The organism is Fodinicola acaciae, assembly GCF_010993745.1.
GTDB lineage: Bacteria > Actinomycetota > Actinomycetes > Mycobacteriales > HKI-0501 > Fodinicola > Fodinicola acaciae.
Genome location: NZ_WOTN01000004.1, coordinates 840,197 through 854,011 on the forward strand (window position 1 = coordinate 840,197; position 13,815 = coordinate 854,011).

General features: G+C 69.4%; 13 protein-coding genes. 9 read left to right on the plus strand and 4 right to left on the minus strand.

Annotated elements, in window-relative coordinates; translation table 11 throughout:
- Positions 1-2 precede the first annotated feature (2 nt).
- Positions 3-809, plus strand: coding sequence for a hypothetical protein (locus GNX95_RS39430; protein WP_163513011.1), 807 nt, complete (start codon positions 3-5; stop codon positions 807-809).
- A complete protein-coding gene (locus GNX95_RS39435; RefSeq protein WP_163513013.1) occupies positions 809-1,456 on the plus strand; it encodes a tetratricopeptide repeat protein in 648 nt (215 codons plus the stop codon). Before GNX95_RS39430 ends, GNX95_RS39435 begins: the two co-directional genes overlap by 1 nt.
- Here GNX95_RS39435 and GNX95_RS39440 read toward each other — a convergent pair.
- Both GNX95_RS39440 and GNX95_RS39445 read right to left on the minus strand, forming a co-directional pair.
- Complete coding sequence (locus GNX95_RS39440; RefSeq protein ID WP_163513020.1) at positions 1,441-2,310, minus strand: diacylglycerol/lipid kinase family protein; 870 nt, start codon at positions 2,308-2,310, stop codon at positions 1,441-1,443. The genes GNX95_RS39435 and GNX95_RS39440 overlap by 16 nt on opposite strands.
- Positions 2,307-3,812 (minus strand): FAD-binding oxidoreductase, encoded by a 1,506-nt coding sequence (locus GNX95_RS39445; protein ID WP_163513827.1) that lies wholly within the window; start codon positions 3,810-3,812, stop codon positions 2,307-2,309. The genes GNX95_RS39440 and GNX95_RS39445 overlap by 4 nt, the downstream gene beginning before the upstream one ends.
- A gap of 124 nt (positions 3,813-3,936) precedes the next feature.
- On the opposite strand from GNX95_RS39445, the gene GNX95_RS39450 reads away from it, so the two are divergent.
- Genes GNX95_RS39450 through GNX95_RS39460 form a run of 3 tightly spaced genes read left to right on the plus strand, consistent with a single transcriptional unit; the run spans position 3,937 to position 6,340 of the window.
- Positions 3,937-4,509, plus strand: coding sequence for a TetR/AcrR family transcriptional regulator (locus GNX95_RS39450; RefSeq protein WP_163513022.1), 573 nt, complete (start codon positions 3,937-3,939; stop codon positions 4,507-4,509).
- The gene (locus tag GNX95_RS39455; RefSeq protein WP_163513024.1) at positions 4,506-6,023 is read left to right on the plus strand and encodes a glycerol-3-phosphate dehydrogenase/oxidase; all 1,518 of its coding nucleotides are present in this window, start codon (positions 4,506-4,508) and stop codon (positions 6,021-6,023) included. The genes GNX95_RS39450 and GNX95_RS39455 overlap by 4 nt, the downstream gene beginning before the upstream one ends.
- Positions 6,024-6,028: 5 nt before the next feature.
- Positions 6,029-6,340, plus strand: coding sequence for a thiamine-binding protein (locus tag GNX95_RS39460; RefSeq protein WP_163513026.1), 312 nt, complete (start codon positions 6,029-6,031; stop codon positions 6,338-6,340).
- Between the two features lie 305 nt (positions 6,341-6,645).
- Here GNX95_RS39460 and GNX95_RS42830 read toward each other — a convergent pair whose 3' ends face one another.
- Together GNX95_RS42830 and GNX95_RS39470 are read right to left on the minus strand one after the other, a co-directional pair.
- Positions 6,646-8,784 (minus strand): hypothetical protein, encoded by a 2,139-nt coding sequence (locus GNX95_RS42830; protein WP_222854282.1) that lies wholly within the window; start codon positions 8,782-8,784, stop codon positions 6,646-6,648.
- Between the two features lie 69 nt (positions 8,785-8,853).
- The gene (locus GNX95_RS39470) at positions 8,854-9,708 is read right to left on the minus strand and encodes a diacylglycerol kinase family protein (RefSeq protein WP_222854283.1); all 855 of its coding nucleotides are present in this window, start codon (positions 9,706-9,708) and stop codon (positions 8,854-8,856) included.
- 81 nt (positions 9,709-9,789) lie between these two features.
- Here GNX95_RS39470 and GNX95_RS39475 point away from each other — a divergent pair, with 81 nt between their 5' ends.
- The 4 genes from GNX95_RS39475 (at position 9,790) to GNX95_RS44100 (ending at position 13,778) form a co-directional block, all read left to right on the plus strand.
- Positions 9,790-11,079, plus strand: coding sequence for an adenylosuccinate synthase (locus GNX95_RS39475; protein ID WP_163513027.1), 1,290 nt, complete (start codon positions 9,790-9,792; stop codon positions 11,077-11,079).
- A 237-nt stretch (positions 11,080-11,316) separates the two neighbouring features.
- Positions 11,317-12,030: a lipase family alpha/beta hydrolase gene (locus GNX95_RS39480; RefSeq protein WP_163513029.1), complete on the plus strand. Its 714-nt coding sequence runs from the start codon at positions 11,317-11,319 to the stop codon at positions 12,028-12,030.
- 26 nt (positions 12,031-12,056) lie between these two features.
- Positions 12,057-13,004: a sigma-70 family RNA polymerase sigma factor gene (locus GNX95_RS39485; protein ID WP_163513031.1), complete on the plus strand. Its 948-nt coding sequence runs from the start codon at positions 12,057-12,059 to the stop codon at positions 13,002-13,004.
- Positions 13,005-13,028: 24 nt separating this feature from the next.
- Complete coding sequence (locus GNX95_RS44100) at positions 13,029-13,778, plus strand: nuclear transport factor 2 family protein (RefSeq protein WP_163513033.1); 750 nt, start codon at positions 13,029-13,031, stop codon at positions 13,776-13,778.
- Positions 13,779-13,815 lie beyond the last annotated feature (37 nt).

Below are 13,815 nucleotides of genomic sequence, written 5' to 3' on the forward strand. Positions count from 1 at the left end.
GTATGGTCAACCTGGACACGATGTCGCCGGCCGCGGTGCCGGTCGACGATCTTCTTCGAGCGGTGACCGCGCTGGTCAAGGCCGCCAACTGGACCGCGGCCGAGCAGTTGTTGGCGGCCGCGAGCGTAGCTGTCGACGACCGCTACGCACAGGCCCGACTCGCCATCACCAAGGCCGGCATCGCGGTCGGCCGCGACCAGTTGCTCGGTCAACAAACCGCCGTCGCGGCCATCGACCTGGCCGCCGACGCGGTCGCCGCGGCCGCGGATGACACGATGCGCTGGGACATCGGCATGTTGCGACTCCGGCAGCTCTATTTCGCCGCGATCGAGTCCGACGGCGAACGCGACGCAGCGGCGGTGGCCGACCTGGAGCGTACGGCCGTGTGGCTGGTCGAGACCGCGCCGGACGAGCCACGCACCGGCTGGGCCTGCTTGTTCTGCGGCCTGATCGCCGACAACGTCCGCGACGACCGGCCGGCCGCGCCGGTCTGGTATCGGCGTGCGTTGCGGATCGCCGAGAAATACGACGACGACGATCTCACCTGGGAAGTGCTGCGGCATCTCGGCGACCACGACGACGATGACGCCGGCGACCCGGTGGAAGCGCGGCGAAAATGGGAAAAGTCGGCATGGCACGCGGCGAAGGCCGGTGTCGTGATGGGAGTGCTGGCGCAGTGGACGCTGCTGGCCACGCTCGACCGTAAGCAAGGCGACCACGCGGCGGCCGACGTACGTGCCAAGGACATCGCCCGATGGGCCAACGCGATCGGCAACGAGCGTTTCCAGCAACAGGCGGAAAGGATCTGATGACCGACCGGGATCGGCTCGACTGGGCCAACGAACTGTACGAACGCGCGTTTTTCAACGGCGACAGCGAGGCGTTGGAGACCGGCGAGCGTGACCTGGACCAGGTCGAGGCCGACCTGGCAATGGCCCGCGGCCGCTTGATGCACGCGCGGTTTTTCCAGGACCGGAAGGAAAATCCGCGCGAGCTGGAGCTGTTCGAGCGCGCCGCGCGGCTTTATCGGCAGCTCGGCGACCCGGCTCGTGAGGCCGACGCGGTGTTCTGGGCCGGCACGGTCCACCAAGTCATTCGCAAGGACACGGCGGCGTCGTTGCCGTTCTTCGAAAAGTCCCGCGAGTTGGCGGTGAAGGCCGGCGAGGACCTGGTTTTGTCCTTTGCCGTACGGCATCTGGGTTTCGCCGCGCTGGAGGCCGGTGAGCTGGACGAGGCCGAGTCACTGCTTCGGCAGTCGCTGGAGCTGCGGCGAAAGGTCGGCTTCGAGCGAGGCATCGCGCCGGCGTTGCTCGCGCTGGCTGAGCATGCGCGGCATGCTAATCGCGACGAGGAAGCCGAAAAACTCTTCGACGAGGCGACCGAGTCGGCAACGGCTTGCGGTGCCACGAAAATACTGGAGATCGTGAAGGCCGTACGGAATCAGGAAGACGTGTAGACACGCGCGGCGGCCGGCCGCAGGGTGATCTCGACCGGCAGGTCACCGACCGGCTCGCCGTCCGCGTAGGCCTCGACGCCGGCACAGCTGATCCGCACGCGCTGGCCGCGCATCGTCGACACGGCCGGATGTCGCAGATGATTTCCTTGGTAGACCGAGGAAAACATCCGCAACAGGTCGATACGCGACACCGCCGAGACCATTGTGAGGTCGAGCTGACCGTCGTACGGGTCGGCCGCCGGACAGATCCGCATGCCGCCGCCATAGCTGGTGGTGTTGCCGACCGCGACGAACATGCCGGAAAACTCGCGCGACTCTCCGTCGACCTCGACGACGAAGTCGACCGGCCGGAATGAGGCCAGCTCGGCGAAAGTCGCCATGGTGTAGCGCGACCGGCCGCGTGGCCAACGCATCCGGTTCGTACGCGCGTTGACCCGCGAGTCGAAGCCGCAGGCCAGCACACTGCCAAACCAGGTGTCGCCGACGCACGCGAGATCGACCGGCCGGGGCGATCCGCCGCCGATCAGTCGCGCGGCGGCGACCGGGTCGTGCAGCGGAATGCCAAGCGCGCGGGCGAAATCGTTGCCGGTGCCGGCCGGCACGACGCCGAGCGGCAGCTCGCCGCCGGCGACCACCTGCAGCGCCGCGTGCACCATGCCGTCGCCGCCGCACACGACCAGCGCGTCAGGGCCGTCGCTGACCGCTGATCGCAGGACCTCCGCCACCGACGCCCCTTCGGTGTGGCGCACCTCGACGCGTGCGTTTTCGCGCAACACAGCCAAAGCCGCGCCGGCCACTCGAGCGCCGGTGCCGGCGGCGGCGGCCGGATTCACCACGACGCTGACGAAGGTCACGGGATCAGCTTGCCAGGGTTGAGAATGCCGGCCGGATCGAGCCGGTCCTTCACCGCTCGCAGGATCGCCACGCCGAGCTCACCCACCTCGTCCACCATCCACGGCCGGTGGTCGACGCCGACGGCGTGATGGTGGGTGATCGTGCCGCCGGCCGCCACGATCGCGTCACCGGCGGCCTGTTTCGCCTTGTTCCACTGCGAAACAGGATCGTCGGACTGTCCACACACGACGGTGAAATAGAGCGAGGCGCCGGTCGGATAGAGGTGGGAGACGTGGCACATCACGACCGCACGCCCGAGCGCCGACATCAGTGCCGACCGCACGCCGTCATAGAGCCGCGGCAGGTCCGCGTACGACGCCGCCGTTTCCAGCGTCTCTGCCAACGCGCCGACATCAAGCAGCGCGTCACGCAGATACGGCGCGCGAAACCGATGCGCTCGCCAGTCGCTCGCGGAGGCCTTCGATCCACCGGAAGAAGCCAAAATCTCCGTCGCGCGAGTGGAGGCGGCGCCTTCGTAGCCGGCGACGAGTACGCACCCGCCGGTCTGCTCCTCGCCGGCCAGTGCGCGGTTGATCCCGGTCTCCGCCTCGTCCGACAGCCGTACGACCGCCGGCGTCGCGTCGGCCTGGGCCAACGCGCGCGCGGCCGCCAGACCCGAGGAGAAGTCCGGAAAGGTCCACGTTTCGTCCACTGTGGACTCCGGCACCGGTCGGACGCGTACGGTCACCTCGGTGATTACGCCGAAGACGCCTTCGGACCCCAGCATCAGCTGGAGAAGATCTGGACCCGCCGCGGAAGCCGGCGCGCGGCCGAGCGACAACACACCGGACGGTGTCACCGCGCGGAGGCCGACCACGAGATCGGCGAAAGAGCCGTAGAAATTCGAGGCCTGGCCGGAGGATCGCGTTGCCGCGAAGCCGCCGATGGTGGCGTATTCGAAGCTCTGCGGCAGATGTCCGAGAGTGAAGCCGTGCTCGCCGAGCAGCCGCTCGGCCTCCGGGCCACGCAGGCCGGCCTGCAGGACCGCGGTCTGCGAGACCGGATCGACGGACACCAAGGCGGAAAGCCGTCGCAGGTCCAGCGCCACATACGGATGCCTGACCGCACCGACACCGCCGACAACGCTTGTGCCACCACCAAAAGGCACGACGCAGACGCCAGACTCTGCGCAAAGCGCCAGAACGGCGGCGATCTCGTCTTCGGAGCCGGGCAGCAGCACGGCGTCCGGCGCGTCCACCTCGCCGGCGCGCATGCGAAGAAGGTCGATCGTGCTTTTCCCGGCGCTGTGCAGCAATCGCGAATGCGTGTCGGTCAGGACGTACGCTTGGCCAAGCACGGCAACGAAATCGGCCGGGAGCAGCGGATCGGGCAGCGTGACCGACGCCTCGTCCGGAGCGTCCGGCCCGGTCACCGGCAGGCCGAGCGCCGACACCAGCAGCTGCCGCGCCGACTCCGGCAGTTCGGTACGAGCCGCCGGATCTCCCCAGCCATACCAGAGCATGGTCATCGCGAAGGCGACGGGTTCGTGAGCATCGAACGGCAAGCGGCGAAGCGCAGCGGCCACTTGCGGCTGAGGAGCGGAGCGGTTCCGGAGTCGAGCCATGTCATGGTCTACAGTTTTACACATGCCGCAAAAACGTAAAAGTTCGGCCGACATCCTGGCCGCGGCCCGGGACTGTGTGCTCGCCTACGGCGCGCAGCGGACGACGCTGACCGAGGTGGCGCGCCGGGCCGGCGTGAGCCGGCCGACGGTCTACAACCACTGGCCGGACGTACGCGCGCTGCTCGCCGACCTGATCACCAGCGAGATGGCCGCGATCGCCGCCGAGGCGGCGGTGGACGTCGGCGACAACGCGCGCGACCGGCTGGTCCGCCAGGCCGTACGCGCCGCCGCCGCGGCGATCGCCAACCCGCTGATGACCAAGATCCTGGACTCCGATCCCGAGCTGCTGCTGCCCTATGTCTTCTATCGCCTCGGCGCCAGCCAGCTGGCTCTGCTGCGCGCGTTGGAAGTGGACATCGTCGCAGGTCAGATCGATGGTTCTATCCGCGACGGCAAGCCGGCCGCGCTGGCTCGCATGCTGTTGCTGGCCGCGCAGTCGACGGTCCTGTCGCACCGTGTGGTCGCCGACCAGTTGGCCGCGCCGCAGCTCGTCGAGGAGTTCGGTCGCCTGATGGACGGATATCTGACGCCATGAACACCGCGCTCAACGCCAACCGCCGCGCCGCGGAGTGGGCCGCGCTGGCCGGCGAGCCGAAGGTGGACGTGCTCGTGGTCGGCGGCGGTGTCACCGGCACCGGCGTCGCGCTCGACGCCGCCAGCCGCGGCCTGTCGGTGGTGCTGGCCGAGCGGCACGACCTGGCCTTCGGCACCAGCCGGTGGAGCTCGAAGCTGGTGCACGGCGGCCTGCGTTATCTGGCCAGCGGCCAGGTCGGTGTCGCGTACGAGAGCGCGGTCGAGCGCGGCCTGCTGATGCGCTTCACCGCTCCCCATCTGGTCCGCGCGTTGCCGCAGGTCACGCCGGTGTTCACCGACACGCCCAGCAGCGCGCACGCGATCGTACGCGCCGGCACGCTGGCCGGCGACCTGCTGCGTACGGCCGCCGGCACACCGGTGCGCGAGCTGCCGCGTTCGCGGCACATCCCGGTCGGCGAGGTCATCCGGCTGGTGCCCGGCCTGCGCCGGCACGGCCTGCGCGGCGGGGTGCTGTCGTGGGACGGGCAGCTGACAGATGACGCGCGTCTGGTCGTCGCCATCGCGCGTACGGCCGCCGGCCACGGTGCGAAGGTGCTGACCAGGTGCGCTGCCGAGCAAATGTCCGGCAACGGCGCCGTCCTGCGCGATACGCGTACTGGCGACTCCATCGCCCTCAACGCGCGCGTTGTGATCAACGCGACCGGTGTGTGGGCCGCGGAAAACGCGCCGGACGTGTCGCTGCGGCCGAGCCGCGGCACGCATCTCGTGCTGCCGGACAGTGTGTTCGGCGGCCTGCGGACCGGCCTGACCATCCCGGTGCCGGCCGAGCGCAACCGCTTCGTGATCGTGTTGCCGCAGGTCGACGACCGGGTGTTCGTCGGACTGACGGACGAGCCGGCGGACGGTCCGATCCCGGACGTGCCGGAGCCGACCGAGGCCGAGCGTGCGTTCCTGCTGAAGATCGTCAACAGCGACCTGGACGTGCCGGTGCGCGCCGACCAGGTGCTCGGCGCGTACGCCGGGCTGCGGCCGCTGCTGGACAGTGGCGCCGGCCGCACCGCCGACCTGTCCCGCCGGCACGCGGTGCTCCGCGGCGAGACCGGCGTCATCACAGTCGTCGGCGGCAAGCTGACCACCTACCGACGGATGGCCGAGGACGCCGTCGACGCGGCCGTACGGTCCGCTGGTCTCACCGCGGGGCCGTGCCGCACCCGCCGGCTGCCGCTGGTCGGTGCGGCGCCGAGAGTGCGCCTGGAGGCCGTACGCGCGCCGCGCCGGCTGGTCGACCGCTACGGCATTGAGGCGCCGGAGGTGGCCGCGATGGACGGCGCCGACCCGGTCGCGGCCGGACAGTCGACGACAATGGCGGAATTCGTTTTCGCACTCCGTCGTGAAGGCGCGCTGACGTCCGCCGACCTACTCGACCGGCGTACGCGCATCGGCCTGGTCGCGGCCGACCGCGCCGCCGCCGAGGAGTCGGCCGATCGTGCGGTCGCGGCGGTTTTGGCAGAGTAGAGAACATGATTGTGGCCTTCAGCATCAGTCCGGCCGCCGGCGACGACACCGGTGGCGTCAGCGAAGCGGTCGCCGAGGCGGTCGAGGTGGTCCGTAACTCGGGGCTGCCAAACGAAACCAACGCGATGTTCACCAACATCGAAGGCGAGTGGGACGAGATCATGCCGGTCATCAAGGCGGCCGTCGACGTGGTCGCGGCGCGGTCGCCGCGAGTCGGTCTAGTCCTTAAAGCCGATATCCGACCTGGCTACACCAACCAGCTCCGTGAGAAGGTGCGACGCGTCGAGCGACACCTGTCCGATCGGGTAGGTGAGTGACCGCGCGGAAAGTCCGCCGGGCAGGACTGTCCACTGTAGAGCGTTGTTGCCAACGAGCTGCAGGAAAGGCAGGCCTGGCAGGAAAGTCGAGGTCATCGGCGGGTCAAAGGTAGGACGACGACCTGGCCGGCCGGAAAAAGAAGAGGGCCCTCACCGACCACGGGGGAAGCCGGTGAGGACCTTGGAACAAATATGCCATGCCGGCCGCGACTTCGGCAGGGGGTGTGGCCACCTTTTTCGGATTTCAGCAAAGTTTAAGGTAACCGGCGCAACCTGCCGAAGTTCTACAACGTCTGCAAGCGCTGTCAGAGACCTTCCGCGATCGCGGCGGCGATTCGGAGCCAGGCGAGTCGGCTGCGTTGGCTCAGCTCGCCATATCGAATCGGTTCTCCGGAATCCAGCAGCGGTTCGTACGGTGCGGTCAGCACGGCTCTGGTGCGTGCCGCGAAATGTGCGCGTATCGCCGGCAAATCCACCCCCTTGGTGCTCGCCGGCATGGAGATCACGCTGACCGACCGGCGGACCAGGTCGTGCCGGCCGTTCTGGTCGAGGTGGTCGAGCATCCGGGAGGCGGTCTCGGCCGAGTCGCCGCGCGCCGACATCGGCACCACCAGCTGGTCGGTCGCCTCGATCGAGGCCTGCCAGTTGGCGGCGCGCACGTTGTTGCCGGTGTCCACCACGATCAGCTTGTAGAACCGGCTGACCACATCGCGGATCTGCGCGAACGCCTGCGCGGTCAGCATTTCTCCCGCGGTGGCCGACTCGTCGGAGGCGAGCACGTCGAACATCGCCTCGCCCTGCGCACGGACAAACTTGGAAAGGTCGCCGACCCGGCCGCTCGGTCCGGTGAAGGACGGCAGCTCGGCGAGCAGGTCGCGGACCGTACGCGCGTGGAAGTCCTGCTGCGCGCGCATGCCAAGCGTGCCCTGGGTTTCGTTGTTGTCCCAGGAGAGCACGTAACCACCGCGCTGCTGACCGAAAGTCATCGCGATCATCAGCACCGCGACGGTCTTTCCCGCACCGCCCTTGGGATTGACGATCGTCACCTGGCGCAGGCCGCCGAAATTCCGCCGCACCATCGCGATCGCCGTACGCGTTTCGACCTCACGCCGGCCCGGCGGTGGTTTCACCAGACCGAAGGACGCGCGCCGCACCAGACCCTGGATGCCCTGGTTGGCTTTCGGTGCCTCCGGCCGGTGCGCGCGGCGGGCGGCGAAGTCGGCGGCGGTCGGTGTTCCGGCCGGGCCGGCACCTGGCTGCTGCTGATACGGATATTGCGGCTGCTGCTGCTGTTGATATTGGTTGTATTGCTGTTGCTGGGCCGCGTTGGGGTCATATTGCTGCTGCGGTGCCGCGTTCGGGTCGTATTGCGGATAGGCCGGCTGGCCGTACGCGTTGGTCGGCGGCTGGCCCCAGCCCGCCTGCTCGGCCGGCTGGCCTTGCTGCGGATAGGGCTGCTGCGCGGGCTGGCCCTGTGCCGGCTGCCCCTGCTCCGGGTGACCCTGCGCCGGCTGACCCCAACCGGCCTGCTGCTGGTGCGCGGCCGGGTCGTACGGCTGCTGTCCGTGCCCGGGCTGGAAGTGGCCGGGATAGAACTGGCCGTCCTGGAAGTGGCCGCTGGCGAACTCGCTCGGCGGATAGGCCGGTGGCTGGTCCGGATGCGGATCCATCTGCTGCTGCGCCTGCTGGTCGGCCGGGTTGGACCAGGCCGGTGGCCAGCTCGGTTGCCAGTCGGGTTGCGGGGCGTCCTGCTGCGGCCAGCCGCCGGCGGCCTGCGCTGGCTGTTCTGCTGGCTGCTCCGCCGGCTGTTCCGCTGGCTGTTCAGGCTGCTGGGCGGCGTCCTCGGCTGGCGCGCCACCGGACACCGACGCCGCCTCCGGCGTCTCGGCCGGCTGGTCGGGGATGTGCGCGACGCCGCGGGCCGGCTCCTCGTGCTCCTCGGCCTTGTCTGCCTGCTCGCCGTCCCCGGTCACCGGCAGGTTCTGCGCGTGGTTGCCGACCGGTGAGACCGGCTCCTCGGCGGCCGCACCCGCCGGGTCGGTCTGCGGTGACTGCGGCCAGCCGCTCTCCGGCCAGCTCGGCCAGCCGTTCGGCTGGATGTTGGTCGGCTGCTCGGCGCTGCCGTAGTCGTGGACCTGGTACGACGACGGCTCGTACGGCGAGCCGGCCGGCGGCGAGGTCTGCTGAGCCTCCTGCCGCGGCTGGTCCGGCCACAGCCGGGTCCGCCCCGCGTCGTCGCCGGCCGGGTCCGCCGGCCAGCCGTTCGGGCCGGCCTCCGGCTGCGGAGCGACGTGCTGGCCGGACCACGCGGTGCCGCGCGGGGCCCACGGCGACTCCGAACCGCCGGCGTCAGGCAGCTGACCGTCGCGCTCAGGCGCGGCCGGGTCGCGGTCGGTGTTGTCCTGCACGAGCGCAAGCCCCCAGTCGTTTCTTTCCTTGCTCATTACCGTCTGCTGACGGCCATGTCCTTCGATTCTGCGCCATCCGCGCACGCCGCCGCAGCCGAAGGGGTCTCAGCCTGTGTATACAGCCCACGCCGACGGCTCCACCCACCATGTCCGCTTCCTGCTGACGACCCCTTCCGCGCCATCGTCCAGCGCGGGAATCCGCACGTCAGAGGGGGTGATGGCGACCGCGCGACCGCGAAACCTGCGCACCTCGACCTCGGTCCGCGGCTTGCGGGGCCAGCGACCGCGCCTGACCGGCACGGCCACCGCCACGTCGAGCGCGCCGTCGGCCGGATCGGCGTCGCTGGTCAACGCCAGCCCGGGCAGTGCCTCCAGCCGGCCGGCGTTGGTCACGCCGACCGCCAGCAGCATCTCGTCCGGCTGGCACAGGACCGTGTCGTCGACGGTCACCGAGGCGGTCCACGGCGCCGGCAGGCCATCGGTGCCGCGGCCGCCGAGCAGCGCCGCGTGCACGGTGACCGAGCCGCCGTCGTGGCGCAGGAGGTCGAGCCGGCGGGTCCGGTCGGCGCGTACGGCCGCGGCGACCGCCTCCGGCTCACGCGGCAGGCCGAGCACGGCGACCAGGTCGTCGGTCGCCGAGCCGTCCAGCGGCAGCAGGCCGAGCGGCGGCAGGTCGGGGATCGTCCGGTTGTCCGCGATGCCGGTGCGGTCGCCGGCTTTGGGCACGACGCGGCGTACGAGCTGGCGCAGCACCGCGCGTATCTCGTCGTCGGAGCCGGCGACCACCAACCGCCGGCCGTCGGCGTCGGCGAGCGCCGCGTTGGCGTCGGCCGGCGAGTCGACTTCACGGATCGTCACCTCGGCGTGCTTGCGCAGCGCGTCGGCGCAGCGCAGCACCGGCACGCGGGTGCCCGTGCCGGGGCCCGGTGCGATGATCATGACGGCGGTTTCGCTGGTCACGGGGTTGACCCTAGTGATGTGGCGGTGGTCGCTGGCGGTTAGCCTCAAGCACGGCCTTCTGCCTGCCGTCTGGAGTCTGTCATGCCTGCAGTTGTCCTGATTGGTGCCCAGTGGGGTGACGAGGGAAAGGGCAAGGCGACCGACCTGCTTGGCGGCCGCGTCCAGTACGTCGTCCGCTATCAGGGCGGCAACAACGCAGGTCACACGGTGGTGACGCCGGACGGTGAGAAGTACGCGCTGCGGTTGATCCCGTCCGGTGTGCTCGCCCCAGACGCCACCTGCGTGATCGGCAACGGCGTCGTCATCGACCCGGGCGTGTTGCTGGAGGAGATCGACGGGCTGGCCGCGCGCGGAGTCGACGTGTCACGCATCGTGATCTCCGCCGACGCGCACCTGATCATGCCCTACCACGTCGCCATCGACAAAGTCGCCGAGCGCTATCTCGGCAAGGCCAAGATCGGCACGACCGGCCGCGGCATCGGCCCCGCCTACCAGGACAAGGTCGCCCGGCTCGGGGTGCGTACGCAGGACCTGTTCGACGAGAGCATCCTGCGGCAGAAGGTCGCCTCCGCGCTGGACCTGAAGAACCAGATCCTGACCAAGATCTACAACCGCAAGGCGCTCGACCCGGTCGCCGTGGTGGACGAGCTGCTCGCGCGCGGCGAGCGGATCAAGCCGATGATCGCCGACACGCGCGTGTTGCTCCGCGACGCGCTCGACCGCGGCGAGAACGTGCTGCTGGAGGGGTCGCAGGGCACGCTGCTCGACGTCGACCACGGCACCTATCCGTTCGTGACCTCCTCGAACCCGACCGGTGGCGGCGCCGCGGTCGGCAGTGGCATCGGACCGACCCGGATCACCAGGGTCATCGGCATCCTGAAGGCATACACGACCCGCGTCGGGTCGGGACCGTTTCCGACCGAGCTCTTCGACGAGTACGGCGAGATGCTGCGCAAGGTCGGCGGCGAGGTCGGCGTCAACACCGGCCGCGACCGGCGCACCGGCTGGTTCGACGCGGTGATCGCGCGCTACGCGACGATGGTCAACGGCCTGACCGACATTTTCCTCACCAAGCTGGACATCCTGTCCGGCCTGGAGAAGGTGCCGGTGTGTGTCGCGTACGACGTGGACGGCGAGCGCACCGACACGGTGCCGACCACGCAGTCCGGTTTCCACCACGCCAAGCCGGTCTACGAATATCTGGACGGCTGGTGGGAGGACATTTCCACCGCGCGGAAGATGTCGGACCTGCCGGCCAACGCGCGCGCGTACGTTGAGCGGCTGGAAGAGCTGTCCGGCGCGCCGATCAGCGTGGTCGGCGTGGGTCCGGGTCGCGAGGAAAATGTGGTCATTCGCGACCTGATTGATTAATTCCGCTGGCCTCCTGCTGGCCATTGTGCGCAATTGGCTTCCAATCTGGTTTCGCCGACCTACCCTGTGAGTCAGCCGAGAGAGCAGTGCCGCTTTCCGAGGCATCCTTGTTGGTAGCGGCAACTGAGACTCTGGGAGCTGTGCGTGGCGCGTCGACTTTGGCTGCCTGTTTCCGTTGTGTTGGTGCTCGTGGTTGTCGGTGCGTTTGTGCTGTTTCGGCCGACACCGCAGCCAGAAATGAAGACGAAGATCTATTACGCTCCGCAGGACGTGCTGGGGCCGGTGCTGATCGTGCCGGGCTACGGCGGCGACGTCTCGGTGCTGTCGCGGCTGGCGAAGCGGATCACCGACAGCGGCCGGACCGTACGGGTGCTCGACCTGCCGGACAAGGCGCAGGGCGACCTGCGGACGCAGGCGAAGCTGATCGCCGCGGCCGCCGACAGACTGCGCGCGGCGGCGCCGAGCCTCGACGTCATCGGCTACTCGGCCGGCGGTGTGGCCGTACGCCTGTGGCAGAAGGACTTCGGCGGCGCGCCACACACCCGCCGGGTCGTGACGATCGCGTCGCCGCACCACGGCACGGAGCTGGCCGGGCTGGCGTTCGCGGTGGCCTCCGACACCTGCCCGACCGCGTGCCAGCAGCTGGCCCAGCACTCGTCGCTGCTGACCGCGCTGAACAGCGGCGACGAGACGCCGCCCGGTCCGCTGTGGGCGTCGATGTGGACCGCGTACGACGACACCGTGGTGCCGCCGTCGTCCGGTGAGCTGAAGTCGTCGGTCAACACGCAGCTGCAGAAGGTGTGCGCGGACGACCGTACGCGGCACACGCAGCTGCCCAACGATCCGCTGGTGATCGGCCTGGTGCTCGCGTCGATCGGACTCGACAAGCCGATCGAGGCCGGGCCCCAGGACTGCGAGCGCCTGCGCGAGTCGGCCGCCGTCGAGAGCTGACCCGGCTCGCTCGTAGGCTCGGCCCGATGGAGGAGTTGCTGGCGAAGGCGCGCGGTGGCGACGAACACGCCTTCGGGCTGCTGGTCGGGCCACACCGAGGCGAGCTGCAGGCGCACTGTTATCGCATGCTCGGCTCGGCGCACGATGCCGAGGACGCCGTCCAGGAGACGCTGGTACGCGCGTGGCGCGGCATCGGCACATACCAGGACCGCGGCACCTTCCGTGCCTGGCTCTATCGCATCGCCACCAACCGCTGCCTGACCCATCTCCAGCGACACCAGCGCCGCGAGCTGCCGACCGACCTGACCGAGCCGCGTGCGGAGATCGCCTGGCTGGAGCCCTATCCCGACGACTGGACCGCCGATCTCGATCCGGAGGCGAAAGCGGTCGCGCTGGAGAGCGTCGAGCTCGCGTTCGTCGCCTCGCTGCAGCATCTCAACCCTCAGCAGCGCGCGGTCTTGCTGCTCCGCGAAGTCCTCGGCTTCGCCGCCAAAGAGGTGGCCGCGCTCCTCGACACCAGCGAAGCCGCCGTCAACAGTGCGCTTCAGCGCGCGCGCAAAGCGGTCGGCGCGCGCGAAACGCAGCGGTCGGTTGGCATTGATACGAAACGCGAGGTCGCGCGGCGCTACGTCCAGGCTTGGGAAGCCGGAGATGTGGACGCGATCGTCGCGATGCTGACGGAGGACGCCAGGTATTCGATGCCGCCGCTGCCGCAGTGGTTCGCCGGACTGACCGACATCCGGCGTTTCCTCCTCGACGGACCGCTGGCCGAGCGCTGGCGGTTTCTGCCGGCGACCGCCAACGGCCAGCTGGCCTTCGGCACGTACATGTGGGACGGGTCCGCCTACGTGCCGGCCGGTCTCGACCTGGTCGTCATCCGCGGCGACCGGATCGCCGAGGTCGTCTCGTTCCTCCAGGCCGACTTCGCCGCCTTCGGGCTGCCGGAGAAACTTGCCGGCGACGCGATGAGTTAGCGCGGCCGCCGGGGTTTCACCGGTATGACGAACGAAGAGCAGATCCGCACCCTGATCCAGAGCTGGGCCACGGCCGTCCACGACGGTGACCTGCCGGCGGTCCTCGCCGACCACAGTGACGACATCGTCGTGTACGACGTGCCACCGCCATATGACGGTGTCCGCGGCATCGAGGCGTACGAGCAGGCCTGGCCGCCGTTTTTCCAATGGCAGCAACAAGGAGCCACCTTCGACATCGTGGAGCTGGAGGTCACGGCGGGCGACGACGTGGCGTTCGCCTTCGCGTTGTTGCGCTGTGGCGGCAAAGACGACGATCCGGCCAACCGCCTCCGGCTGACGATCGGTCTGCGCAAGGAAAACGGCCGGTGGGTCGTCACGCACGAGCACCACTCGTTTCCGCACGTCGACGATGGTGAGACGGCCGTACGCGCGGTCCAGCGGCACTGGTCGGAGCGGACCGCGGCCAAGGATCTCGCCGGTCTGATGGAAAACATCGACGACGACATCGTCTCGTACGAGCACGCCGGCAATTACGACGGCATCGACGACCTACGCGAGGTCTGCCGCGCCGGCCTGGAAACCGGCGACGATGTCACGTTCGAGACTCCGGACCTGACCGTCATCACGCGGGAGGACATCGCGGTCTCGTGGGGACTGGACCACGTACGCGCCGACGGAGTCGACAGCTGGTCCCGCGGCACCAGGGTTTTCCGGAAAAAGAACGGCAGGTGGCTGATGGTCCACCAGCACCTGTCCGTCCCGCTGGACCGATAAGAAATTTCCAAGAGTCGTCGCGCCGGCACCGCTACGG